A 26,860-nucleotide genomic window follows, 5' to 3' on the forward strand; every position below is an offset into this window, starting at 1 on the left:
TAATGCTCAAAACTATCATAAAAAAAGCGTCTAAGAAGTTGGGCGCTTGTATTTATAGTAGTTTTATAAATTTTCTACCTGTTCATGTTCTTTATTTGGTCAACAAAAGTATCCAGATCTACCCCGTTGCCTACTAGAGTTAAAGCTTTATCAACAATGTATTTTACGTTAACTGCATGAAAACCTAATCCAACTCCTATTTTGTTTAAAAGTTTGTGCTCAGGGTCACCTTTAATTTGGTCAACATGTACCATGCGTACCAAATCATATAAACGCTCTAAACGTCTGTCGTAAGATACTGGAGGATTAATAGGGTGAGATTTATAATCTTTTAAGATTTGTTTATAATCCCCTTCGGTAATCCCTAAATTGCGTGCTAATCGGTCCAAAAATGCCTGTTCTTCAGGAGTAATAATTCCATCATCCATGGCAACACGAACAATAGCTGCAAAATGGTCTGCATTACGCTGTTTAAATCCGCTATCAAATAAATCTGCAAACGACATATCCTTTTGTTTTATTGGTGCTGCAAACGTACATATTTTTTTTAAGAAACTAAATCGAATTTTTAATTTTTTGGCTGCCAATATCCCATCAGCTTCAGAATAGAAAATTGATTAATACTTGCAAAAGATTTATCTGAAATGAAGTCTAGCTTTGCTTGTTGTAAACCAATTAAAATTCAAACTTTAATTGTACACTTACCGTTTTTGTTTTTTCTTGAATCTTTTTAGTTTCTGTGTCTAAATTCGAGATACTAATACCCAGTAAACGTACGGAATTGTTTAGCTTGTTTTGATAGAGTAATTCTTTTGCTGTTTCTAAAATAATGCTCTTGTCATTTATAAAAGAGGGCAAGGTTTTGCTTCGTGTTTGTAATGTAAAATCGCTATATTTTATTTTTAAGGTTACGGTTTTTCCTAAAACCTTACTTTTGTTCAATCTTCGCGATACTTCTTCTGCTATATGTTCTAGTTTTTTAAGCATGTACACCTCGCTAGAGAGGTTTTTACTGAAAGTATGCTCGGCAGCCAGACTTTTTCTTATGCGATTTGGTTTTACTTCGCTACTATGAATACCCCGCACAACATGGTAGTAATATCTTCCAGATTTACCAAAATTTTCATCGAGGTATTCAAGTGATTTTTGCTTTAAATCCATTCCAGTAAAAATGCCTTTTTGATACATTTTTTCGGCGGTAACTTTACCAACGCCATAAAATTTTCTTATGTCCAATTGCTCCAAAAATTCTAGAGCCTCTTCCGGCTTAACGGTTTTTTGTCCGTTGGGTTTGTTATAATCGCTGGCAATTTTAGCAATAAACTTATTTATGGAAATACCGGCAGATGCCGATAAGCCAATTTCTGTTAAGATACGTTCTCTTATCTCTTGAGCAATGAGAGAAGCACTTGGATTGCCCTTTTTGTTTTCTGTAACGTCTAAATATGCTTCATCAAGAGATAAAGGTTCAACCAAGTCGGTATAATCGTAAAAAATAGCCCTTATTTTTTTCGAAATTTCAGTATATCTGTCAAAACGAGGTTTTAAAAAAATCAAATCAGGGCATAGTTTAGCAGCTAAGTTTCCCGCCATGGCGCTTTTTACACCATATTTTCTGGCTTCGTAACTAGCTGCACTAACCACACCGCGCTTACCGGCACCACCAACGGCAATAGGTTTGCCCTTGAGTTCAGGATTATCCATTTGTTCTACAGATGCATAAAAAGCATCCATATCAACATGAATAATCTTCCTTATTGGTAAATCAAAAGACATAGTGTAAATTTAGGCATTAAAGCCCATTTTATTGTTTACCTTCCCAGTAGCTTTAGTAAAATAAATAAGTATAATTAATGATAGAAATTGAACGTAAATTCTTGGTGATTTCAGATGCCTATAAATCTGAAGCTTTAAGTAAAACAAGGCTTATTCAAGGTTTTTTGAACACCCATAAAGAACGGACCGTTAGGGTAAGAATAAAAGGAGATTTGGGGTTTTTAACGGTGAAGGGAGTATCCTCAAAAGATGGATTAACACGTTTTGAATGGGAAACACAAATAACCGCCAAAGATGCTGAAAAACTGTTAAATCTTTGCGAACCAGGCATCATTGACAAAATACGCTATGAAGTAAAGGTTAAAAACCATATTTTTGAGATAGACGAGTTTTTTGGTGATAATGAAGGCTTGGTAGTGGCCGAAATCGAACTTTCCGAAAAAAACGAAATTTTTGAAAAACCTGATTGGTTGGGGGAGGAAGTAACGGGTAATTTGAAGTATTATAATTCCCAATTAAGTAAAAAACCATTTAAATCTTGGTGAAATTAAAGCATATAGAGATGAAAAAATTAATAATCCTTTTTGTTACCGCACTTGTAGTTTTATCATGCAAAGATGAGCCAAAAGAAACAAATTCAGATACAACAGATGTGGGAACAGAACTTATCAAAACTGCAAAAGATTCAGTGATTTCACAATCCAATGAGATTATAGAACAAATAAAAACTGTAAAGCAAATAAAAGAAGAACTTAACGCAAAAGGGTTTAAAACATTTGATTATGTTGATGAAAAAACCCAGGATACTATTTTGATGCAACAATACTTTATGGCATTTCTAAAAACAGGGCCAATAAGAGGTCAAAATGAAGAAGAAACAGCGGATTTACAAAAGGAGCACTTGGCCCATTTAGGAAAAATGTACGAGTTGGGCTATGCCGATATATCCGGGCCATTTGGTGATGATGGCGATATTCGGGGCATTACCATTTACAATGTGCCCACGTTAAAAATGGCGGATAGTTTGGCGAATGCCGATCCCATGGTAAAAGCGGGCCGATTGGAAATTGAAATACACCCCTGGTGGGCCGCCAAAGGCTTTCCTTTAAGATAGATGCTACTAAAAATCATAAAAAGCATTTACTTTTTTTTAAATACTCTAATAATACTTCTATTATTAGGTATCCATTTCGTTATACAAGAAAACAGCTATTGGAGTTCGCTATACTTTTACATTCTTCCACTTCCCGTAATTATTTTCGTTGTTTTATTGTTGTCCATTTTCTTAGGCCAGCTAAGAAAGTACAATCTCATTTTGGTAGTTGTATTACTTATCATTTGGTTTGGACGGAGTTTTAAAATTCATTTTCCTGATAAGAAAAATGGCATCGATACAGAAGTTGTTTTTTGGAATGCCTCTAGAGAAAATGGGTTTTTAGAAGCTTTTGAGCTTAATGGTGGTGTTCCCGATATAATGGTTTTATCTGAATCGAGCAGTCTTAATGTTTTCGCATTAAAAAAAACTTATCCCGACTATTATTTTTTCAAGTCAGAACCAGATTTGATGGTTTTTTCTAAAATGCCAATAGAAGGTTTAAAGGAAGAAACCTCTCGGTTTCATACGAACATGGTATTTTTTAAAACAGAGGGAATAAATATTTGTGCTATCGATGTTCAGTGTAGTAGCGATGTGCCAAGGTCTTGGGAATTTGAGTTTGTAAACAATCAAATAAAAAACGAACCAAAAACCATTATTTTAGGAGATTTTAACGTGCCTTATGAGTCCAAATATTTAGATAATCTGAAAACCAATTTTAACCACGCATTCAATGAAAAAGGGAATGGTTTTAGAGAAACTTGGTTTTGGAACTTGCCCTTACTGTCATTGGACCATATTTGGGTATCAAAGGATTTAAAAATTCTTAAAACGGTGAAAATAGGCACGTTTAAATCAGATCATAATATGGTAAAAACTATTGTTAGGAAATAGAACTACTCCGATATTTCAATCCAACGCCTGGCTTCATTCCCAAATTCATCAACTACAGTAATTAAGTATTTCCCTTTAGTGGGAATAATGGCCAATTCATGAATGTCTTTGGTGTTTGCCGTATAAGTATCATCGATATACCAAAACACATTGCTTTCGGGTTTGGAATGGGCTATTTTTATTACTAAATCGTTTAATGTTCCGTCAAAATCCTTTGGTAAAAAAACAGTGTTGTTTTCTTTGGGATAAATAAACTGCATGGTAATGGTATTATCCCCTAAGCAATCACTTCTAAACTTTGGTAATGGTTTGTAAAACGGATTTTTGGTCTTGTAATAGTAAGCCATTAACGGTGGCAAAACAAACCAACTTTTATTGGTAATGTTTGAAATGTCTTCGCATGAAGAGTTTACTTGATACGTTTCGGTTATATCTAAATGCACTAGAACATGGTAGGGGCAAGGTTTTGTTTTCAATCCACTCAATTGAATGAATTTTTCTTCAACATCATCACAATTTGGTGATGCTCTATAACCACTTTTTTTACAAATAGATGCCTCTTGCATTTCATCATAAGGTTTGGTAAACCACTCACTGTTTGGTAAAATATCGAACACATCAAATAAAATAGGCGCTGCAGTTTGTACGCCTACCAAACCTGGCCTGCCTTCGCCATCAGCATTCCCAACCCAAACACCAACTACATAATCCTTTGTGGTGCCAATGGCCCATGCATCGCGAAAGCCAAAACTAGTGCCCGTTTTCCATGCAATTTGTTTCGAGCCATCAAAAAACGCCCAGCTTTCGTCACCTTCAGGTCTGTTAACTTCTTTCAAACTTTCATAAGTTAGATAGATGGAAGCGGCATCAAAAAGGACTTTATCTAAAGTCTTTTTTCCAAAGTCTGTAGTTTCCGAAGCCAAAAAAGTAGGTTCGCAAAATTCATTCGAAAAGTATTCACTTGAGGTTTCAGAAAAATGATTTAAGGTTGAAGAGAGTGCTGCATAACTTTTGCATAAATCCCACAAATTACTTTCGGCTCCGCCCAAAATAAGCGATAAGCCATAGTGATTAGCATTGTATTTTAAGTCTTTAAGATTTAACTTCTTTAAATAATGATGAAACCTGTCCAAGCCAAATTCTTGAAGCATTCTCACCGAAGGCACGTTTAACGACCGCGATAACGCCCAACTTGCAGGCACAGCGCCATCATAGGTTTTACTGTAGTTTTCAGGGTTATAACTGCCAAATTGCGTGGGCACATCGGCAACCAAAGTGTTGGGCAGCATATCGCCGGCATCCAACATGGCAGCATACAAAAATGGTTTTAAAATACTTCCTGTACTTCTGGGTTTGTCGATAATATCTACATCTTTTTGGTGGGCTTTATCGGTTGGTGTGTTACCCACATAGGCCAAAACTTTTCGGGTTTTTACATCTAAAATTAAAACGGCGGCGTTGTAAATTTCATTTTGACTTAATTGGTTGTAATGCGTTTTTACAATATGGTTAACACGTTCTTGTAAAGGTTTTTTAATTGTCGTTTGAATATGTTTTCCGCGGTGGGTTTGTGCTATTTTTTGTAATAAATGGGAGGCAATTTGAGGTAACGGATAAGGTTTTTGGGGTAAAGGTTCTGCAATGGAAAGATTATAAGTTAAATCGTCTATTAAATTATTTTGAAGTAATTTTTTTAGAAGCGCATTACGTTTTTTAAGTAATATTTCATGATTTTTTCCAGGATAAATAAGGCTTGGGGCATTTGGCAAAACAGCCAAGGTAGCACTTTCTGCCCAAGATAATTGGTTGGCACTTCTGTTAAAATACCGCCATGAGGCAGTATCTAAACCAACCACATTGCCTCCAAAAGGTGCATTACTGGCATAGTAAGCTAAAATTCGTGCTTTGCTTTCACGGAATTCTAATCGGGTGGCTAGAATAAGTTCAATGAATTTTTCAAAATAGGTGCGTTTTTGGTTTTGTCTTGATAAGCGAATAACCTGCTGCGTTAAGGTACTTCCACCACGTTTTACGCCTCCAGATTTTAAATTGTCGCGTAAGGCCTTAAAAATGGAAATAGGATTAAAACCAGGATGCTTATAAAAATAAGCGTCTTCAAATTGAATGATACAAGTTTTAAATTTCTCGGGAACGCTATCGTTTTGCGGAAATCGCCATTGACCATCATCTGCTATTTGTGCACCAAGCAAATCGTTGTTGGCGCTTGTGATAACTGTTGTAGTAGGTGCTTTAAATAGTTGTTTGGGTAAGCAAAAATAATAGGCAATCAGAAGCACAAAAATGATTGCTGATTTTATTTTGTTGCGTTTTATGTAGGAGATTATAAATTTCAAAATTTTTAGAGAAGTGTCATTGCGAGTGCTTCGAAGCAATCTCTTAAATTGAAAAGATTACCAGGTCGTTTTACTCCTCGTAATGACTTTAAATTTTAAACTCATACTCCCGTTCTACTTTACAGATTTTAACGTTGTACCAACTGTACCAATCTTTTCTGCCTTTGTGTTGCGCGATTACATGGTCGCTTTGTTGCTTCCAGTTTTTTATGGCTTCCAAATTTTTCCAATAGCTTACCGTTATGCCAACATTATTTCTTGCGCTATCCATACCCAAATAGCCAGTTTGTTGCTTTGCCAATGTTTCCATTTTGTTTGCCATTTCAGGATAACCTTCAATGTTTTCTTTTTGGGTTGAAGTGAAAATTACGGCGTAATATGGATCAATGGGTTCACTCATATTCTGTGTCTAATCTTATTCCACGCTAATACCTGTACCCCTTTTGAGTAGTGAATTTTATCAGGCTTGTTATTCATTAAATCACTAAATCTGGGATAATTAACGTCAAGTTTTTTTAGATTGATGTCTTGCAAAGGCCACTCCAAATGATGCACGTTATACTCCGCAATATTTTTGCTGTAATCTTGAAAAACTACATAACGTTCGGTTAGCCAAACATCGGTCTTGCTTCTAGTTTCTATTGTATTTCCCAATTCAAATTCAATATGGAATAAATCGTCAAATTTTTTGTTTTTCGATGTATAGCTAAAGTCCGTTCTTTTAATTTTTGAAAAACGATATGGAAATTTAGATAAGGTTCTCAAAACTTTACAGGAGGAGCGTTTACTGCCTTCCATACTCAAGAAATAAACACCAGGTTTTCCTTTGTAAATCACATAAATACGTAAGTTGATTTCATGGAAATCTGAAACACGTGGAATTTTAAGTATGCTTCGAATCCCTATGTGGTTCATATCGAAAGCTACCAAGCTTACCCATGTTTTTCCATCAATGGTATCGAGTTCCATACCTTTAGGAAGATGGGGTTTTACCAATTCGGGATTGACCTCCCAATGTAGAAAAATGCCTTTGTTCCATTCCTGATAAAACTTCCAAGAGTTTTCAGGAAAGTCAAATGGCCTGTGTTCTTTTTGTTTTAATATTTCTTTGGCTTTCATATAGTTAGTTTTCAACTGTTATCCATTGTCCTTTGGTTCTAACAAAATAATCGTTGTCGTACATAGCTTCAGCCTGTACACCATATAAATAATATGTTCCCAAATAGGATGCATTCAGCATCACATTAAAGGTTTTTGTACTGTGCTTTCCTTTTGCTGGTAAATCAAAATAAAAGTTTACTCTGTCGTCCCTAATATCGGTATAATCTGCTTGACTTACAATGGTGTTGCCAAAATTGGTGAATCGGGTATTTACGATTTCCCAGCCCGATGGAAAAATTTGTGTTAAAGCCACATCTTTTGCGGGTTCATCTTTCAGATTACGTACAGTTACTTTGGCAACAAAGTCCTGACCTTGCTGCAATTTGGAGGCATTTATCTTATTGCCTTTTAGGTCAATATAACTAACAGAAACACTTAAACCACGCTGCTCATTAATTTCTTCACCAATTGGTAGTTTTCCAGAATTTAAAACGCGCACATAAACCAGATTACCGTTAGCATTTTTTATTGAAACGGAATTATTGCCATCTATAACATTTATATTGCGTTGAGCAATGGCGTTTTTAGTATGAATTGTTTCTTGTTTTCCGTTAATAGAATAATCTACTTTTAAAGCTTTGCCACCATTGGCCTGCACCATTTTTGCCATAGCCAATAGGCCGTAGGCCGTTGTTTGAGTGCTCATCCAACGATTGCTCGATAAATCTTTGGCAATGGATTCAGCAAGTTCGCGAACCTTTGAATTTTTGGTAAGCACCATGGTTTCTAAAGCCATGGCGAGATTTCTATCTACCGATCCAAAGGTGTAATAGCTATATTTTGAAGGCTGAAAATTGATGTTTGCGGTTTTGGAAATAGCCTCACTGGCTTCTTTTTGACCTGCCAAAGCATACGCCGCTGCCAAACGCCATTTGGCTTCATTGGAAATCTCTGAAAACTCTCTTAGTCTATTCATAGCTGCTAAATCTGGGCTTCCAGCCAAAGCCAAAGTGAACAGTCTGTAAGCTTGAGCCAAATCTGAATTATAAGTTCTATAGCTTGGTCGCCAATCTCTAGCGGCTTGCTTTTGGTAGGCTATCCAGTTACTTTTAAATGTTAATGGAAGCACAAATCCTTTCTTTTCAGCTTCAAGCATAAAATGACCTGCGTAACTGGTACCCCAATCGTTGGCTGAACTTTGCCCTATCCAATAACTAAGACCCCCGTTTGGTTTTTGAAAATGAGCCAAACGTTTGATGCCATCTTCAATATTAGACTGAATCTGTTGTTTTTTATCTGAAGTTAAATCGAAAATATCGTTCAAAAATAATTGAGGGAAGACACTAGATGTGGTTTGCTCAACGCACCCATGCGGATATTGAATAAGGTATTGCAACCTACGTGAAAAATCCATGTGCGGCAAGGTTGAAAATTCTATGGTTGCAGAATTGGTTCCCGAAACGCCAAAGGTTGAGAATTCAATGGTTTCGGAAGCATTTTCAGTAAGCGTTTTATCAATAGATTTTGAAGTTATCGGATTTGGGTTTACCACATCCAATTCTACTTTGTAAGTCGATTTTTCACCATTTCCAGAGGCAATAACTTCAACAGTATTGATGCCTTTGGCTTTACTAACGTCCAGTTCAAAATACACCATTTGCTCATCGGGTTTGGCAAAGGTTAGGGTTTTTTTGCTTTCGCCAACCACTGAAATACCATCACTCAATTTTAAGCTAATGTTCACATTTTTCACTTTAGGCTCCATAGTAAAAACTGTAACAGGGAGGGTTACTTTTTCACCGGGGCTTAATTTCCGAGGAAGCGATGCCAATACCATTAACGGCTTTTTAACCTGAACCGATTTATCAGTACTTCCATAGGCTTGGGTTTTGGCATTTCCAGCCATGACCATGGTACGAACCGCGCCAATATAATTTGGCATTTTAATGTTGTGGGCAGCACTTTTTCCAGCGTCTAAAGTAAAGGGGCCTAAATAGGTAACCACGGGTTTAAATCGGTTGGCCTTTTTGTTTTTTCCAGCCAACGCTCTACCATCGCCACCAATGGCAAACACTTGGTCTATGCTGCCTGAATAAGCGCCGATAACATCGTCAAATACATCCCAGGTTTTTACGCCCAAAGCTTCACGTTTGTAAAATTCGTCCCAAGCATTTGGAGTTTTAAATCGGGTTAAATCCAATAAACCTTCCTCAACCATGGCGATGGTATAGGTCATGGGTTTATTGTTTTTTTCGGAAATCTGAACCTTAAAAGTTTGTTCTGGTTTTAATATATCGGGCATTTTTAGTTCTGGGTAAAGCTTGGTATTGGGGTCTTCAACCATGATGGGGATAACACCATACAAGCGAATGGGCAAATCATTTTCAGTAACGGCATGTGGTTGCAATAATGAAATGTTTACAAACACATTGGGCGCCATTAATGATGTGATCGGTATGTCTACTTTGGTTTCGCCTTTGATGGTTTTAACCCATTTGTAATCCAGCACTTCACTGCCGTTTTCAATGCTTACCAAGGCACGACCTTCGCTACCCGATTGGAATTTTATTTTAGCGGTTTCACCCACATTATAATGTTCTTTATCAGCTGAAAATACCAACATTTTTGCGGCTTCCTTATCGCCTGCAGGGGTGTACCAGTTTTTATAAAAATAGGCCGTTTTTCCTGTTGCGTGTCCGCTTGCTGGGTCTACAACCCTGATTAAATATCTGCCGCGTTCGTGGTTTGGAATTTTTAAATTGAAGCTTCCTTTTCCGTTGGCATCGGTAGAAACTTTGGTGTCCAAATAAGGTCTGTGGTAAGTACTGGAAACATAACTGGATAGGTTGTCGTAAGAGGAATTCCACCACCAACGCCATTCAATTTTATACACTTTTACTTCTAGGTTGTTATACCTCACGGGTTTTCCGAAGGCATCAACGGTAACAACATCAAAGGTTTGGTTTTCGTCTGTAAACAAAGAACCATAAGCATTTCCTTTTGGAGATTTCAACCCAACAAACGACTCATACGGTGCATATTTTTTGGTAAAGGTATCCATGGAGAAGTCACCTCCGTTTTCAAAAGCCCGCACCAAAAGCTGCACATTCAACATGCCTGGAGCATTTTTCCCAACGGCAAGTTTTGTGTTGATGTTGGCCATTCCGTTTTCATCTACGTTGCCTTCAAATACATTAATTTCTTCGGTGTTATAGGTTCTTGTAGGGTCTATAAAGGTGTAATCTTTAAAGTTTTCAAACCCTGAATTTTTAGTACTGAATTTCGCCTTTACTTCAGCTTTCAAGTTTTTTCCGGGTGCTCCGTGAAGCCAATTTACTGCCAACGTTCCACTTAAAGGGGCTTTATTGGTTAACACCTCGTCTTTAAAATCCACTTTAATTTTAAGGCGATTTGGTTTAACGGTTTCAATTTTTAAGCCTTTGTAAAAGGTAGCACCGCCCACTGAAACTTTGGCATTGTAGTTTCCTGTTTTATCTTCGGAAGCAGTTGGAACGGTGAATTTGTAAAAGTTGCTAAGATTATCGGTCGTTACGCTTTTGTAAACCAATTTGCCATTGGGGCCTGTAATTTCCATTTTTACGGGATGGCCTTTGGGCAACGGATTTGAATAATCGTTGAGCATAAAGGTAACGTGCAAGGTGTCGCCTGGCCGCCAAACACCGCGCTCGCCGTAAATGTAACCTTTAAGTCCGCGTTGTGTTTTGTTGCCCGAAACATCAAATTTGCTCAAGGACAGTGAGTTGGCGTCGGCCAATTTTACGTAAGTGAAATTATTGCCTTTTGAAACGATGGCAAAGGCGGCATTTTTTCCTAAATCAAATAAAGTTAAACCGTCGTTATCCGTATTTCTGCTGGCCAATTCCTGTTGTTGAAAATTATAAAGTTTTACCGTGGCATTGGGTTCTGGGTTTGTGCTTAAAATATCCGTAACCGCAAAATAATACGAACCGTTGGTGCCTTGTTTTGCAATCACCCCAAGGTTGGAAGCGATTAAATTTTGGGAAACGATTTTGCGTTCATTATAATACGCTTCATGGCAAGGGTTGTTTTCTTCGCGCCAATTGTAGCTGTAGGTTTTGTAACGGTACGTCAGGTTGTCCCAATATTCTTCTTCCCTTATATCTTCATCTTCCGTTGAGGTTTCGGTGTAATCGCCTTCATAATCTTCCTCGTAATAATCGTAGTCTTCGTTTTCTTCCGAAGACTTGTTGGTTTTATTGGCAGCACAGTTGTAAAGCGAATAGTCTTTATTGTAACTCAATTCCACCCGATAAATTGAGCCGGCATCGGCTCGGAAAAATTTGGACAAATCGATGCTGTACGCCTTCCATTTTCCTGTGTTTTCGGCTTCGGTTTGTAGTTGAATGGTCTGTTTTGCAATGCGTCGCCCCACTTTTCTAATATCGTAAGCGTTGTTGTTATTGAGATTTCCGTCCTGTAAAAACTTAAGGATGTTGTCTTGAAAAATCTTAATGATTCTAACATCAACAGCTTTGAGGTTTACGGCTTCAAAATTGAATTTTAGGTCTTGTGAATTGGGCAAAATAGAGCCATTACCAATCAAACGAACTTGCGGTTTTAGCTCTTCAAAAGCAATGGTTTCAGAAAATGGGCTTTTTAGTTTATAACCTTCGGAATTGGTGATACCCGTGAACACATCCACCTGAATGTTGCCCACTAGTTTAGAGTCTGGATACACTTTTAAAACATTGCCGTCAACAATGTATTTTGGGGTTTTTACTTTTTGAAGCGTGACCAAGCCGTCAAAGTTTTGCTGTTTTTTCAAAGCATCAGAAAAGTTGATGGATAAATATTGCTCTGGAGATTGAACTACATCAACATCCACAATGGTAAAGTTGTTTATTCCTGGAATGTTGATTGTGTTTTCGCCTTCGTTTGCAGCTTTTATAATCTTTCCGTTCCACTTTACGGTAATTTGGCTGTCGTCAATTTTTCGGTTAATACTGTCAATTTTGAATTCGAAAACTTTCGCTTTTTCATTGTATTCATTAAAAACCACGGACAGTTTTTTTCCGTCTTGTGAGGCTTCAACCATTTTTTTGGCGTTATCCAAAGATATCACATCCGAAGAACGCATCACCGCCGTTACATACTGCCAATTTTTGCTGTAAGATTGTAAATTATTGGTGATAATAGTGAAGTTGGGGGTTATGGTTTTAAACTGAAAAGTGTAGGTCTCATAGCCCTTTTCAACAGTTTTGTAAATGTCATCGAGCTTAACATAAACAGTGTATTCGGTTGCAGGTTCTAAATCTTCATCGGGCGTAAAAATTAAAGTGAGCGCATTGGCAACCGATAATTTTCCTTGAACATGAGGCTGAATTTTCAGAATATCATCACCAATAATATCACCCATTTTCCATCCTTCCACGTCTTTGGCCAAATTAATTTGAATAGGTTCAGCAACCGAAACGAAACCAGCCGTAGTATAGCCGATGTATTCCTTAAACTTAAAAACATTATCGGTTTCAACTTCTTTCTTTTTACAGGAAAAGACTAACGAAACGACGAATGCTAAAGCAAGGCATTTTTTGAATGACATAGATTGATGAATTAAATTGAAAATGAACTGATGAGAGGGTGTAGGTGGATTCTCGTTAATAAATGTACGTTGAACTTTTTAAGTTTAGATGGCGACGTTTTGTTAATTTGTTCTTAAAATCGTTTAATTTGCAAACATCCCAATGTATAAATCGCCTTTATCATTCATGGTAGCACGAAACATGCCAGCGGTGTTAAATTCCATAACCATATTTCCAAGTTTGTCTATGGCAATTACGCCTCCATCGCCTTGGCCATCATCTAGACTAGGTAATTTATTTTGAATCACTTCTTTTGCGGCTTCGGCCAGAGACAAATTTTTGTATTCCATTAAAGCTGAAATATCATGGGCTACCATGGCACGAATAAAATACTCGCCCCAACCTGTAGACGAAACGGCACAAGTGTTATTATTGGCATAGGTTCCTGCCCCGATAATGGGTGAATCACCAATGCGTCCCCAACGTTTGTTGGTCATGCCGCCTGTTGAAGTTCCGGCGGCCAAATTGCCATCTTTGTCCAACGCTACACAGCCCACAGTGCCAAATTTGCTGTCATTTATATTGGTGTTATAATGAGCGTTTACTTGAGCCTGTTTTACGCGTTTAAGTGCATTAAAGCTTTTTTCGGTGAAAAAATATTTAGGGTCAACAATGGTTAACCCTTGCTCTTCAGCAAATTGTTCGGCACCACTTCCCGAAAACATGACATGAGGTGAATGTTCCATAATAGCTCTGGCTAGACTTATGGGGTTTTTTACTGTTTTTGTTCCCGCCGAAGCACCAGCGTTCAACGTTTTTCCGTCCATAATGGAAGCATCGTGTTCATTGGTTTCGGCGTTTGTAAACACGGCCCCTTTTCCAGCATTAAATAAGGATGAGTCTTCCAAAACATGAATGGTTTTTTCAACGGCATCAATACTGCTTCCACCATTTACCAAAATGTTATAACCAACTCGAATGGCTTCTTCCAACTTCGCTCTGTAAATAGCCTCGTTCTCAGTAGACAAATGCTCTCTTAAAATAGTGCCAGCACCACCATGAATTACAATAGAAAATTCTGCTTTTTGATTGGGTGCTTCAACAACATTTTCAACTTTCTTTTTACAAGAAGTGATTGATAGAAAAATAAATAAGAGAAAAATGGCCTTTTGCATAGATTCATATTGGTTTATTGACCCTAAAGATAATTGTTTTAGTGTTGATGAACTTTAATAAAAACAACTTTTTATTATTATATTCGTAAAAAATTTTAAAATTAATGAAAAATCAATAATTTATGAAAATGGTAGTGACTGATTTTGGCATAGATAAAGCATTGCGAACGTTAGGGGTAAAAGCAATAAATGAGGGAGCATCTACAGGTTCAAATTATTTTTCGAATGGGGGTATTATTGAATCCATTTCGCCGGTTGATGGAAGTTTAATTGGAAAGGTGAAAACCACCACAAAGGAAGATTTTGAAACCGTAATGGACGTCGCAACAAAAGCTTTTAAAGTATGGCGAATAGTTCCAGCACCACAACGTGGCGAAATCGTTAGGCAATTTGGTGAAAAACTTAGGGAGAAAAAGGAAGCTTTAGGCAAATTAGTGTCCTTTGAAATGGGCAAATCATTTCAAGAAGGTTTGGGTGAGGTTCAGGAAATGATTGATATTTGTGATTTTGCCGTTGGTTTATCCAGACAGTTGCACGGATTGACCATGCACAGTGAACGCCCTGGACACCGTATGTACGAGCAATACCACTCGTTAGGTGTTGTGGGTATCATTTCGGCGTTTAATTTTCCCGTGGCTGTTTGGTCTTGGAATACAGCTTTGGCATGGGTTTGTGGCGATGTTACCGTTTGGAAACCTAGTGAAAAAGTACCGCTTTGTGGCATTGCTTGCCAAAATATTGCGGCCGAAGTTTTTGCAGAAAATAACTTGCCTGAAGGCATTTCATGTTTGATTAACGGCGATTATAAAGTTGGAGAATTTATGACGAAGGATTCCAGAATTCCATTAATTTCAGCTACAGGTTCCATAAGAATGGGGAAAATTGTGGCTCAAGAAGTGGCTTCACGTTTGGGGAAAAGTCTATTGGAATTAGGAGGAAACAACGCTATTATCGTGACTCCTGATGCCGATATAAAAATGACAGTTATTGGCGCTATTTTTGGTGCCGTTGGCACTGCAGGGCAGCGTTGTACCAGTACCCGCCGATTAATTATTCATGAAAGTATTTGTGACAAAGTAAAACTGGCCATTGTTGATGCCTATAAGCAATTGCGCATTGGAAATCCGTTGGATGAAAATAACCATATTGGCCCGCTAATCGATAAAGATGCAGTAAAGCTTTATCAACATGCTTTGAAAAAAGTTGTAGAGGAAGGTGGAAATTTAATTGTTGAAGGTGGTGTGCTTTCTGGTGAAGGGTATGAAAGCGGATGTTACGTAAAACCAGCTATTGCTGAGGCTAAACCTGATTTTGAAATCGTTCAGCACGAAACGTTTGCGCCCATTTTATATCTTTTGAAATATTCAGGTAATGTTGAAAATGCCATTGATATTCAGAATAATGTAGTTCAAGGATTGAGTTCAGCAATTATGACCAACAATCTTCGGGAAGCCGAACAATTTTTATCGGTTGCTGGGTCAGATTGCGGTATTGCCAATGTAAATATTGGTACTTCTGGGGCTGAAATTGGAGGAGCCTTTGGTGGAGAAAAAGAAACCGGTGGTGGTCGAGAAAGTGGCAGTGATGCTTGGAAGATTTATATGCGTCGTCAAACCAACACCATCAACTATACAAATGAATTACCTTTAGCACAGGGCATAAAGTTTGATTTGTAAAATCTCATCAAAATAAATTCAAAAAAAACCTTGACTCTTTTTCTGTTCGATTTGGAGCACAAGGTTTCGTTAAAATGATTAATAGCACAACAAAAATACAACTTTTCTTCAAAAAAAGTAACGTTTAACATTAAGCGAAAGTTAAATTTATTAACAAATGTTAGTTGTATTTTACCTTTCTTAAAATTCTAAGAGCTTCTTTGTAAAGGTTATAAAGTTCGTCGCTATGCGATTTTAAGTATGGTTTTGCTTCATTAAGTTTGTTCAAAGCTTCATGGAACAAGTTTAAATAACATATTAGATATGTTGATGGAAGGTTTTTTAGGTCTATTTCTTCCCTTGGTGTAAGCGTTAGTTCTTTTTTAAGTTTTTCTAAAATGGTATTGTTGGTATTGTAAATGTGGTGCAGCACTTTTTTGTCGTATTGTGGGGCCTCAAACAATAGCTTGGTTTCAATATTATATTGAGCATTGTCTTCAAATTGAATAATGGTTTTTTCCAGGGGATAATAATGGTACCGCTCTTGAAGTCCTAGTTTCACGTATTCAATAATTTTAAAAGTGTCATCATCAAAATTAATTGAAACTTCATCCAGCGCTGAAAAGAACAAACGTACCTGCTCGTTAACGAGTTCAATATCAACTCGCGAATAAAACACCTCGTCTTTTACTGATTTTTTTTGCCCGGCCCAACAGACTACAAAATACTCCTTGAAAACTTTATATTGGGCATTATAGTCTTTTCTGGAGTTCATAAAGTGAAACACCCCATCAAGGGTATGCTCTATATTGTTTTGAGCATTTTTTTCAATGGCCTCAACAATTTTTGAGTTCACATCCTTTATTTCAACGTCAAAAATTTTGGGCATGCTCATGCTACCATCTCTAAAAAACACGGATCCACCATAATATTTCCAGATGTTTTTTCTAAGGGATGTTATTTTTTCACTGGAGCGAATGGTAACCAAACCCACAACCTTATCGTCCGGTAAATGAGGAAAAGGGATGTTTTCGTATTGAACTAGGGGTGGATTGGTTAAATAGGCATTAATGAGGTTTTGTATTTTACTATCGTCAAAAAAGTCAACACCAACGATGCTGTTGTCTGCGTCTTCAACCCCAATGACTATGTACGAGTTGTTTTTTGGATTGCTGTTAGAGAGCGCACAAATGTGCTTTAAAAATTTGGCCTTCCCTTCCTTATGGGTGATATCTATTTTTCGCTTTTTGTCATAAAAACTATTCTCGTCGTTATGGGCCAAAAGGTGCTTTATAAGTAGGCGTTTGTTAATCATATTAGCAGGGCAAAGGGCAGTTATCCAGAAAGTTTTGTTTTTCAACTATAAAAATACTCAATTCAAATTTAAAATTATAATATTGTTATAAGTTTGGGCATCAGTTGCTTACATAAATGTTGGGTTTATGAATAATCTAAACGCCCCAAAAATGCCGTATATAAACATAAGTCGAATTAAAAATTGCATACTATGAATATGATTAAAAATTTAAAAATCACCTTATTTTCAGTTTTACTGTTATCCTTTTTGGGATGTGAAAATAAAAATGATGAAATGGCAACCAGTGGCGTTCAACCAACTATTACAGTGAAGCTTGTTGATGCTCCTGGTGAATTTAAAGCTGTTAACGTTGAGATAGTTGATGTCATGATTAAAATGGATGATGATAGCGATGATGAAAATGGTTGGATGTCTCTCGATGCGCAAAACGAAACCGTAAACCTTCTTGATTTTACAGGAGGTATGAGCAAAGTTTTAGTAGACAAATTTCCTATCCCAGTTGGAACATTATCGCAAATGCGATTGGTGTTGGGGGATGGAAATACAATTGTTATTGAAAACGACCAAGAAGTTGATGAAGAATTCGACTTAAAAACGCCAAGTGCCCAGCAATCTGGTTTAAAACTAAAGGTAAACTCGGTTATTGAACCAGGTTATGCCTATGACTTTATTTTAGATTTTGATGTTGAAAAATCTATTGTTATGGCAGGTAATTCTGGGAATATTATATTAAAACCGGTGCTTTACGTTAGTACTGAAGCTAATTCCGGTATTATAGAAGGAAGTGTTAGCCCAGCAGATGTGCCAGCAATGGCTTATGTTATTGTTGATGAAATGGGCAATGACGACCCAGAGGATGATATCATAATTTCTGCTTACACTGATGAAACCGGAGCTTTTGCTTTGTGGGGCGTACCAGGTGGAACATATGATGTAATTGTTGAACCGGTTGATGAAGCGTCAGATTACGCAAATGGAATTAAAGAAGCCGTTTCCGTAACAAATGGTGAAACCACAATAATTCCTGAACCAATTGAATTGCCGCTTAAGCCAGGTTCAATTACTGGAAAGGTAATTGAATTGCCAGAAGGTGTTGTCGCCACCGCTTCAATAATGGTTGATGGAAACCCTTTAACCGATGAAACTGATGAAACAGGAGTATTCCTTTTAGAAGAAGTTCCAGCCGGAGATTATACACTTACTGTAAGTGCTGAAGGCTATGTTTCCCAAGAAATTAACATTACTGTAACACCAAATGCAGAAACTGTAGTGGATGATATTACGCTAGTGGCGGAATAATTCATTTAAAAATAAAAGAAGAAAAGGCAGTACCATATTTGGTGCTGCCTTTTTGTTTTAACCAATAATTAACGGTGTTTACGAGGCTTTTTTAACCAATTTTTAACAGGTTCCCAATAAAAATTTTAACAATTTGCATTGCTCAAATAAGGGCAGTATATTCGGGCTTTTAAAAATTTAAACATGATGGAAGAAACAGGTACAATTGATATTAAGTCGATTAACGAAAAAATTGAAAAGGAAAGTGCTTTTGTTGATTTGCTGATGCTGGAAATGAACAAAGTTATTGTAGGGCAAAAGCATATGGTTGAACGTTTATTAATTGGCCTTCTTGGACAAGGACATATACTTCTGGAGGGTGTTCCTGGATTGGCAAAGACCCTAGCCATTAACACCTTGGCTCAAGCGGTTCATGGTAGCTTTAGTAGAATTCAATTTACACCAGATTTATTGCCTGCAGATGTTACAGGAACCTTAATTTACAATATGAAGGTTAACGATTTTTCCATTAAAAAGGGGCCAATATTCGCCAATTTTGTTTTGGCCGATGAGATTAACAGGGCGCCTGCAAAAGTACAGGCAGCATTACTTGAGGCCATGCAGGAAAAACAAGTGACTATTGGTGACGACACATTTAAACTAGATAGACCGTTTTTGGTAATGGCTACCCAAAACCCAGTAGAACAAGAAGGAACTTATCCTTTGCCTGAAGCACAGGTAGACCGTTTTATGTTGAAAACGGTTATTGATTACCCAAAAATTGACGAAGAGCAACTTATTATGCGTGCTAATTTAAAAGGCGCTTGGGATAAGGTAAATCCTGTAGTTTCTTTGGAACAAATTTTAAATGCCCAAAAGGCTGTTCGTGAAGTTTACATGGATGAAAAAATCGAGAAATATATTTTGGATATCATTTTTGCTACTAGATATCCTGAAAAATACAGACTTACCAGTTTAAAACCATTAATATCTTTTGGCGCATCACCACGTGGAAGCATCAATTTGGCCAATGCGGCTAAATGCTATGCGTTTATCAAGCGTCGCGGATATGTAATTCCTGAAGATGTTCGGGCGGTTGTTTATGATGTTTTAAGACACCGAATAGGAATTACTTATGAAGCTGAGGCCGAAAACGTTACTTCAGAAGACATCATCAATAAAATAGTAAACGAAATAGAAGTGCCTTAATAGTTCCGAGTTCTAAGTTTCAAGTTCAAAGTTGCACAACAATGAACCTTAAACCTTAAACCTTGAACAATTCAAATGGATACCAAAGAGTTACTAAAAAAAGTACGTAAGATTGAGATTAAGACACGCCGTTTGTCTGATCATATTTTTGGAGGAGAATACCATTCTACCTTCAAAGGTCGAGGTATGACATTTAGTGAGGTTCGTCAGTATCAATTTGGTGATGATGTTAGAAGTATTGATTGGAACGTAACAGCACGTTACAATGAGCCTTTTGTCAAAGTTTTTGAGGAAGAGCGCGAGCTTACTATGATGCTCATGGTAGACGTTTCGGGCTCAGAACTATTTGGTACCACAGAGCAGTTCAAAAATGAGGTGGTTACAGAAATCGCCGCAACACTGGCGTTTTCAGCAACCCAAAACAATGATAAAATTGGGCTGATTCTTTTTTCAGACCAAGTGGAATTATACATTCCGCCAAAAAAAGGGCGCTCGCATGTACTTCGAATAATTAGAGAGCTTATTGAATTTGAACCTGAAAGTAAACAGACCAATATAGCCGAAGCTTTAAAATTTTTGCAAAACGTAATGAAAAAGAAGGCGATTGTTTTTGTGCTTTCAGATTTTATTGCGGACGATTATAACCAAACCATGAAAATTGTTGCTGGAAAACATGACGTAACGGGCATTAGAGTTTATGATAAACGTGAGGAAGAAATTCCGAATTTGGGCATGGTACAAATGCAAGATGAAGAAACAGGAGAGATGATGCTGGTAAATACTTCATCAAAAAAAGTAAGGCTCAATTACGCAAAGTTTTACCGAGAAAAGGTAGATTATTACAAGGAAAGTTTTACCAAATCAGGTGCTGGCGCTATTGATTGCCGCGTGGATGAAAGCTATGTGAAAAAGTTGTTGGGCTATTTTAAAAGAAGAGGATAGAGAATGATTAATGAAGAATTAAGAATGACTAATTTTAAATTGAGACCATCAAGAAATCTTTCGTTGTCTTTTTTGTTGATACTTTTTTCTTGGTTCTCTTTTGCCCAAGTCACATCAACTATTGATTCAACTTCCATTAAAATAGGCGAGCTAATAACTTATCACATTCAAGTGGAAACCGATTCAACAAAACTGGTTGTTTTTCCGGAGGGGCAAACCTTTTCTCCTCTCGAAATGATTGAATCCTATGATGTTGATACAATAAAAAACAACGACAAATTCAACTTAATAAAAAAGTACGGCTTAACCCAGTTCGATTCCGGTAAGTACACCATTCCACAGCAAAAAATCATTGTTGGTGATAAAACATTTTTTACCGATTCCGTTCAGGTTGAAGTTAGAAATATTGAAATCGATACCACCAAAGGCCTATATGATATTAAACCAATAATTGCCGTTCAAAAAGCGGGTAGTAATTGGTGGATTTATGTTTTGCTAGCTCTTCTAATTATTGGGGCAATTGCATTTTTGCTGTATTGGTTCATTTGGCGAAAAAAGCCATTGACTGAAGCGGAACAAATAGCACTGTTGCCACCTTACGACCGCGCAAAATTAGCACTCAAAGAACTTGATGAAACCCATTATTTGGAGCATCAGAATATGAAGGATTATTATTCTGAACTAACGTTTATCATCAGAAAATATTTAGACGAAAAGGTTTATGACCGCGCTTTGGAGAGTACAACAGATGAGTTGATTAAGCGCCTCACTTTGCTTAAAGAAGGCAATCAAGTGGATTTGAGCAAAGAAGATATTAAAAGCCTTGAAAACATTTTAAAACGTGCCGATTTGGTAAAGTTTGCTAAATCTGCTCCAGATATTGAATTGGCCAAAATCGACAGAGACACTATCGACATAGAAATTGACCACGTTAAGGAAGCTTTGCCTGAGCCAACCGAGGAAGAAAAGCTACTTGACGCCAAATATCGGGAAGAGCAAGAACGAAAAAAGAAACGTAAAAAAGTATGGATAACAGTTGCCATCAGCGTTTTTCTTTTATTGGCAACCATTACAGGGTTCTCGATTAAATATGGTTTCGATTATGTAAAGGATACCATCATTGGCCATGATACTAAAGAACTTTTAGAAGGTAATTGGGTAACCAGTGCTTATGGTTTCCCGCCAATTACCATCAGCACACCAAAAGTTTTAAAGCGTACCACTCCGAAATTACCAGAAGAGATGGCTCAGCAAATAGAGATGACACAATTTGGTTACGGTAGCTTAATGGATAGATTTCAAATCCAATTGGCTACCTCTAAAATCAAGAATTTTGGAGAAGGAGAAAATAAAATAGATATAGAAAAGGCCATTGACAGTGAATTAAAACTATTTGAAAATGCTGGAGCCCAGAATATCATTATCAAAAGAGAAAAATTTGTTACGCCAAATGGAGCCGAAGGGTTAAAAGTTTATGGCACAATGGATTCACCAGTTTTAGGAACCGATAAACTTGAAAAAGGAAAATATGTTGTCCTTGGTTTTACGGCAGAGAACGTTGTTCAGGAAGTCATGATTTTCCACAGGGAAAATGATGTTTATGCAGAAAAGATTTTAGAGCGCATCCTTAACTCAATTGAACTTAAAAAAGCAGAAGGCTAATGTTTGAAGGCATAGAATTTTTAAATAAGGAGTTTTTCTGGTTGTTTTTATTGCTGCCATTGGCCGTGCTATGGTATCTATTTAAAAGCAAACGGCAAACGGCCGAGCTTAAAATATCTAGCTTAAAGGGGTTTAAAATCACCAATTCTTGGCTGCCAAAATCAAGACATTTGTTATTTGTACTGCGCCTATTGGCTTTGGCTTTATTGATTACTGGTTTGGCAAGGCCGCAGTCGGTTGATGTGTCAACAAAAACAAAAACTACGCGTGGTATTGATATCGTCATGGCTATTGACGTATCGGCAAGTATGTTGGCAAAAGATTTATCGCCTAACCGATTGGAAGCCCTTAAAAAAGTAGCCGCCGAATTTATTAAAGGTCGCCCTAACGATAGGATTGGTTTAGTGGAATATGCTGGAGAAAGTTATACAAAAACACCAATTACGAGTGACAAAGCCATTGTTTTGCATTCCTTAAAAAGCATAAAGTATAACACCATTATTGAAGGGGGAACGGCTATTGGCATGGGCTTGGCAACTGCGGTAAACCGTTTAAAGGATAGCAAAGCAACGAGTAAAGTAATTATTCTATTGACGGATGGAGTTAATAATTCAGGCTTTATCGACCCAAAAATAGCTAGTGAATTGGCTGTGGAATACGGAATAAAAGTCTACACCATTGGTTTGGGAACAAACGGAATGGCTTTATCACCTGTGGCTATTTTACCAAACGGTAATTTTCAGTACGGGCGCATCCAAGTTGAAATAGACGAAGCTTTACTTGAGGAAATAGCCCAAGTTACGGGAGGCAGATATTTTAGGGCCACCAATAACAAGAAACTTGAAGAGATTTACGACGAAATAAATAAACTGGAAAAAACAGAAATAGAGGAATTTAAATTTTACAATTACGATGAAAAGTATCGCCCCTTGGTAATACTGGCAGGATTGTTCCTGTTACTGGAGGTATTATTAAGATTTACTGTTTTCAGAAGTTTTGTTTAGACTTGAATTTTTCAACTTGAAACGTTAAACAAAAATGTATCAATTAGACGAAAAAATATGGTTTTGGGGATTGTTGGTTATTCCAGTGGTAGTCTTGTTCTTTTTGTTACTTCAATTTTGGAGGTATAAAGCGCAAAAAAAATTCGCTGATATTACGTTGCTGAAAAAATTGAGCCCAAATCGTTCTATTTTCAAGGGTGTTTTAAAGATTGTTGTGCTGAGTTTAGCCTTTTTGTGCTTGGCCATTGCCTTGGTAAACCCAAAAATTGGTACAAAGCTGGAAACAGTTAAGCGTGAAGGTGTAGATATCGTTTTTGCCATAGATGTTTCAAAAAGTATGTTGGCTGAAGACATAGCACCCAATCGTTTGGAAAAATCCAAGCAGTTGGTAACGCAAATCATCAATAATTTGGCAAGCGACCGCATAGGGATTATTGCATACGCGGGAAGAGCTATTCCGCAACTGCCCATTACAACAGATTATGCGTCGGCCAAAATGTTTTTGCAAAGCATGAATACCGATATGTTGTCTTCGCAAGGAACGGCAATAAATGAAGCCATAAAATTGGCAACTAATTATTTTGATGATGATGAGCAAACCAACAGAGTACTCATTATCATATCAGATGGTGAAGACCATAGCGAGCAGGCAGCGGCAGTGGCAGAAGAGGCCAGTGAAGAAGGCATTAGAATCTTTACAATAGGTGTGGGTGATGTAAAAGGAGGGCCAATTCCAATCAAGAAAGATGGTACGGTTTTAAACTATAAAAAGGATAGCCAAGGCGAAACAGTTATAACCAAATTGAATGAAGAAACGCTGCAGAATATTGCAGCGGAGGCTAACGGGGCATACATTAACGGAAAGAATACCAAAGATGTTGTTGAAAATATTCGTGAGATTTTAAACACCATGGATAAAACGGAATTTGAAGCAAAGCAATTTGCCGATTTTAAAGACCAATTTCAGTGGTTTTTAGGCTTTGGCATATTTTTCTTATTCATCGATATTTTCCTATTGGAAAGAAAAACGGAATGGCTGAAAAAATTGAATCTTTTCAATGAAAATTTGTAACTGATTCAATGTTTCCCATTTTTATAAATTTTTTAACGGACAAAAAAGACAATATTTTCTAATTTAGAAATGAAAATGAAGCAATTACTCTCGGTTTTAATAATGTTTTCGGTGGTTCTGTCTTTTTCCCAAGAGAAAGACAAAGCCCAATTGTTGGCGCTTAAAAAAGCCAATAATTATGTTTATGAAGGCAACAATTTATTGCAAAATGATGATGTGGTTTCAGCTGAAATGGAATATAGAAAAGCAATTTCAGAGCAGCCAAATTCGGTAGCCGGAACGTACAATTTAGGAAACACCTATATAAAAAGCGGAAATTTTGATGAAGCCATTTTTAGACTTCAAGAAGCTGCAGAAGCTGCCACTTCAAAATCTGAAAAACACAAAGCATTTCATAACATCGGCAACGTTTTAATGCAAAACAAAAAGTGTAAGGAAGCCGTTGAGGCCTATAAAAACGCTTTGAGAAATGACCCTACAGACGACGAAACCCGATATAATTTTGCATTAGCCAAGGCATGTGCTGAGCAACAACAAGACCAGCAAGACCAGAATCAGGATAAGCAAGACGAAAATAAAGACAACCAAGACCAAAAGGATAAGGACCAGCAGGATAATCAAGATCAAGAAAACAAGGAAAATCAGGATAAAGAAGGTAACGACAAAGAAGATAAAAAGGACGAAGGCGACCAAGACAAGAAGGATGGTGAAGATAAAAAGGATGAAGATGGAAAACCAAAAGACGAAAAGCAAGACCAAGGAAAAGGAAATCAAGAAAAGGAGCAACAACAGCCTAAACCTCAACCAGGACAATTGTCTCCCCAGCAAATAAAAAATCTTTTGGAGGCCATGAATAATCAAGAACAAAAAGTTCAAGAAAAAATGAATGCTGAAAAACAACAAGGTGTCATTATCCAAACAGATAAAGATTGGTAGAGGATTTAGAAGTAAGGAAGACAGAAGCCAAGAGTTTTTGACAGAAAAATGAAAATAGTAAAACACATATCCATCATATTATTGGTTTTTGCCACGAGCTTTGTGTCTGCGCAAGTTGAGTTTAATGCAAAAGCGAGCAAAACCACATTGGGAGTTAATGAGCGGCTGCGCATCGACTTTGAAATGAACCAAGATGGGGATAATTTTAATCCGCCAGATTTTGCCAACTTTACTGTGGTTGGTGGACCCAATCAAGCCGTTAGCAATTCATGGATTAACGGTAAACGTACCTTTAAAAAAACGTATAGCTATTTTTTAGCGCCAAAATCTCGCGGAAATTTTACCATTGAGCAGGCTACTATAGTAATAGATGGACAGACATATAAAACCACACCAATAAAAATAGAGGTAACTGCAGCCGTCGATATTCCGAAGGACCCAAATGACCCTCAATATTTGGCTTCCGAAAACATTCATTTAGTGGCCGAGGTTTCAAAAACCAATCCGTATTTGAATGAGGCCATTACGGTTGTTTACAAACTTTATGTATCACCAAAAATAGCAGTTGACAATTGGAATGAAATAGATACCCCACGGTATAACGATTTTTGGAGCCAAAACATCGACACCCAAGGACAAAAAGTACAAAACGGAAAATTTAACGGTGAAGACTATAGGTTTTTAGTGCTTCGAAAAACGGTTTTGTATCCTCAAAAAACGGGCAAGCTTGATATTGAGCCATTAACTTTGGACATTGCATTGAGAGTGCCTACAAACAGACGAGATATTTTTGGAAGTTTGTTAATGACACGCACAAGCAAAACGGTTTCGGCTGGCAACAAAACCATTAATGTAAAGCCGTTGCCAGAAGTTGGTAAGCCTGTTGATTTCGCCGGCGCTGTTGGGGATTTCAATCTTAATGTGTCGGCTTCCAAAACTGAACTTGACGCTACAGAATCATTGCAGGTAAAGGTTGATGTAAGCGGAAATGGCAACTTAAAACTTTTCAAATTACCTAAAATATCCTTGCCAAGTTCATTAGAGGTATACGAGCCGGAACACAAAGAAAATGTAAGAACCAATTTGTCCGGTATGCAGGGTGATATTTCTGATAGTTATACAGTGGTGCCGCAATATAAAGGAAAGTACCCTATACCAAGTATTTCATTTTCATATTTTGACTTGGCCACTGAAAGCTATAAACGGTTGTCTTCTGATGAAATTGTCATCAATGTTTTAAGTGGACCGTCCAACACCAATGCAAATAATAGTGGCACATCGGTTGCCAGTGGCAATAAACAAGAGGTGGTTTTAAATAGTGATCACTTCGCATTCATTAAGACGAAAACAGAATTTGAAGCTATTAAACAAGAGTATTTCTTTAAAACAAAACTGTTTTGGAGTTTATTGCTGTTGCCGTTTTTAGTTATTCCTGTTGCTATCGTGATTCGAAATAAAAAAGCGAGTAGGGATGCCGATGTTTTTGGGAATAAAATTAGAAAAGCCGATAAATTGGCGAAAAAGTACTTGAGCAGCGCCAAAAAATCTTTGGGTAAAAAAGAAGCGTTTTACATCGCTTTGGAGAAAGCCTTACATAATTACCTGAAGGCAAAATTGCATATAGAAACGAGCGATTTAAGTAAAGATAAAATTAAAAGTTTGTTAGAACAAAAGCAGGTGCAACCGGAAGTGATAAAAGATTTTATTGGTATTATAGAAAGTTGTGATTTTGCGCGCTATACCCCAATAGACAGCGTTACGATGCAAGAGGATTACGATAAGGCAGCCAAAACTATTTCATTAATTGATAAGCAAGCACGGTAA

Annotated in this window: 20 protein-coding genes; 12 read left to right on the forward strand and 8 right to left on the reverse strand. The window is 37.2% G+C overall.

Annotated features, from left to right (window positions below; all coding sequences use genetic code 11):
• Nucleotides 1-74: 74 nt before the first annotated feature.
• On the reverse strand, nt 75-506 hold the full coding sequence (locus ACB104_RS06790) for a TerB family tellurite resistance protein (protein ID WP_370477530.1): 432 nt from the start codon (nt 504-506) through the stop codon (nt 75-77).
• 169 nt (nt 507-675) lie between these two features.
• Nucleotides 676-1,776: a DNA polymerase IV gene (dinB, locus tag ACB104_RS06795; RefSeq protein WP_370477531.1), complete on the reverse strand. Its 1,101-nt coding sequence runs from the start codon at nt 1,774-1,776 to the stop codon at nt 676-678.
• 77 nt (nt 1,777-1,853) lie between these two features.
• Here dinB and ACB104_RS06800 point away from each other — a divergent pair, with 77 nt between their 5' ends.
• The 3 genes from ACB104_RS06800 to ACB104_RS06810 all read left to right on the forward strand — a co-directional run bounded on the left by ACB104_RS06800 (nt 1,854) and on the right by ACB104_RS06810 (nt 3,766).
• Nucleotides 1,854-2,321, forward strand: a complete 468-nt coding sequence (locus tag ACB104_RS06800) for a CYTH domain-containing protein (RefSeq protein WP_370477532.1) — start codon at nt 1,854-1,856, stop codon at nt 2,319-2,321.
• Between the two features lie 17 nt (nt 2,322-2,338).
• Nucleotides 2,339-2,890 carry a YciI family protein gene (locus tag ACB104_RS06805; RefSeq protein ID WP_370477533.1) on the forward strand — a complete coding sequence of 184 codons (552 nt, stop codon included), beginning with the start codon at nt 2,339-2,341 and terminating at the stop codon, nt 2,888-2,890.
• Between the two features lie 159 nt (nt 2,891-3,049).
• Nucleotides 3,050-3,766, forward strand: a complete 717-nt coding sequence (locus tag ACB104_RS06810; RefSeq protein WP_370477534.1) for an endonuclease/exonuclease/phosphatase family protein — start codon at nt 3,050-3,052, stop codon at nt 3,764-3,766.
• 2 nt (nt 3,767-3,768) lie between these two features.
• Here ACB104_RS06810 and pbpC read toward each other — a convergent pair whose 3' ends face one another.
• The 5 genes from pbpC to ACB104_RS06835 form a co-directional block, all read right to left on the reverse strand.
• Complete coding sequence (gene pbpC, locus ACB104_RS06815) at nt 3,769-6,123, reverse strand: penicillin-binding protein 1C (protein WP_370478064.1); 2,355 nt, start codon at nt 6,121-6,123, stop codon at nt 3,769-3,771.
• 85 nt (nt 6,124-6,208) lie between these two features.
• Nucleotides 6,209-6,520 carry an antibiotic biosynthesis monooxygenase family protein gene (locus ACB104_RS06820; RefSeq protein WP_370477535.1) on the reverse strand — a complete coding sequence of 104 codons (312 nt, stop codon included), beginning with the start codon at nt 6,518-6,520 and terminating at the stop codon, nt 6,209-6,211.
• Nucleotides 6,517-7,239 carry a YqjF family protein gene (locus ACB104_RS06825; RefSeq protein ID WP_370477536.1) on the reverse strand — a complete coding sequence of 241 codons (723 nt, stop codon included), beginning with the start codon at nt 7,237-7,239 and terminating at the stop codon, nt 6,517-6,519. Before ACB104_RS06825 ends, ACB104_RS06820 begins: the two co-directional genes overlap by 4 nt.
• 4 nt (nt 7,240-7,243) lie before the next feature.
• Nucleotides 7,244-12,805: an alpha-2-macroglobulin family protein gene (locus ACB104_RS06830; protein WP_370477537.1), complete on the reverse strand. Its 5,562-nt coding sequence runs from the start codon at nt 12,803-12,805 to the stop codon at nt 7,244-7,246.
• A 123-nt stretch (nt 12,806-12,928) separates the two neighbouring features.
• Nucleotides 12,929-13,960, reverse strand: coding sequence for an isoaspartyl peptidase/L-asparaginase family protein (locus ACB104_RS06835; protein WP_370477538.1), 1,032 nt, complete (start codon nt 13,958-13,960; stop codon nt 12,929-12,931).
• 122 nt (nt 13,961-14,082) lie between these two features.
• Between ACB104_RS06835 and amaB the strand changes: the two genes are divergently transcribed.
• Nucleotides 14,083-15,636 (forward strand): L-piperidine-6-carboxylate dehydrogenase, encoded by a 1,554-nt coding sequence (amaB, locus tag ACB104_RS06840; protein WP_370477539.1) that lies wholly within the window; start codon nt 14,083-14,085, stop codon nt 15,634-15,636.
• A 160-nt stretch (nt 15,637-15,796) separates the two neighbouring features.
• Here amaB and ACB104_RS06845 read toward each other — a convergent pair whose 3' ends face one another.
• Nucleotides 15,797-16,930 (reverse strand): ATP-binding protein, encoded by a 1,134-nt coding sequence (locus tag ACB104_RS06845; RefSeq protein WP_370477540.1) that lies wholly within the window; start codon nt 16,928-16,930, stop codon nt 15,797-15,799.
• A 192-nt stretch (nt 16,931-17,122) separates the two neighbouring features.
• Here ACB104_RS06845 and ACB104_RS06850 point away from each other — a divergent pair, with 192 nt between their 5' ends.
• The 8 genes from ACB104_RS06850 (at nt 17,123) to ACB104_RS06885 (ending at nt 26,860) form a co-directional block, all read left to right on the forward strand.
• Nucleotides 17,123-18,232 (forward strand): DUF4382 domain-containing protein, encoded by a 1,110-nt coding sequence (locus tag ACB104_RS06850; RefSeq protein ID WP_370477541.1) that lies wholly within the window; start codon nt 17,123-17,125, stop codon nt 18,230-18,232.
• A 186-nt stretch (nt 18,233-18,418) separates the two neighbouring features.
• Nucleotides 18,419-19,420 (forward strand): AAA family ATPase, encoded by a 1,002-nt coding sequence (locus tag ACB104_RS06855; RefSeq protein ID WP_370478065.1) that lies wholly within the window; start codon nt 18,419-18,421, stop codon nt 19,418-19,420.
• 75 nt (nt 19,421-19,495) lie between these two features.
• Nucleotides 19,496-20,362 carry a DUF58 domain-containing protein gene (locus ACB104_RS06860; protein ID WP_370477542.1) on the forward strand — a complete coding sequence of 289 codons (867 nt, stop codon included), beginning with the start codon at nt 19,496-19,498 and terminating at the stop codon, nt 20,360-20,362.
• A 3-nt stretch (nt 20,363-20,365) separates the two neighbouring features.
• Nucleotides 20,366-22,024: a BatD family protein gene (locus ACB104_RS06865; RefSeq protein WP_370477543.1), complete on the forward strand. Its 1,659-nt coding sequence runs from the start codon at nt 20,366-20,368 to the stop codon at nt 22,022-22,024.
• Nucleotides 22,024-23,028, forward strand: a complete 1,005-nt coding sequence (locus tag ACB104_RS06870; RefSeq protein WP_370477544.1) for a vWA domain-containing protein — start codon at nt 22,024-22,026, stop codon at nt 23,026-23,028. Before ACB104_RS06865 ends, ACB104_RS06870 begins: the two co-directional genes overlap by 1 nt.
• Nucleotides 23,029-23,062: 34 nt before the next feature.
• Entirely contained in the window at nt 23,063-24,100 is a 1,038-nt protein-coding gene (locus ACB104_RS06875) for a vWA domain-containing protein (RefSeq protein ID WP_370477545.1), read from the forward strand.
• Between the two features lie 75 nt (nt 24,101-24,175).
• Nucleotides 24,176-25,036 (forward strand): tetratricopeptide repeat protein, encoded by an 861-nt coding sequence (locus ACB104_RS06880; RefSeq protein WP_370477546.1) that lies wholly within the window; start codon nt 24,176-24,178, stop codon nt 25,034-25,036.
• 48 nt (nt 25,037-25,084) lie between these two features.
• A complete protein-coding gene (locus tag ACB104_RS06885) occupies nt 25,085-26,860 on the forward strand; it encodes a BatD family protein (RefSeq protein WP_370477547.1) in 1,776 nt (591 codons plus the stop codon).

Origin of the sequence: Tamlana flava (genome assembly GCF_041287255.1) — a bacterium.
In the GTDB taxonomy this organism is placed as follows: domain Bacteria; phylum Bacteroidota; class Bacteroidia; order Flavobacteriales; family Flavobacteriaceae; genus Tamlana; species Tamlana flava.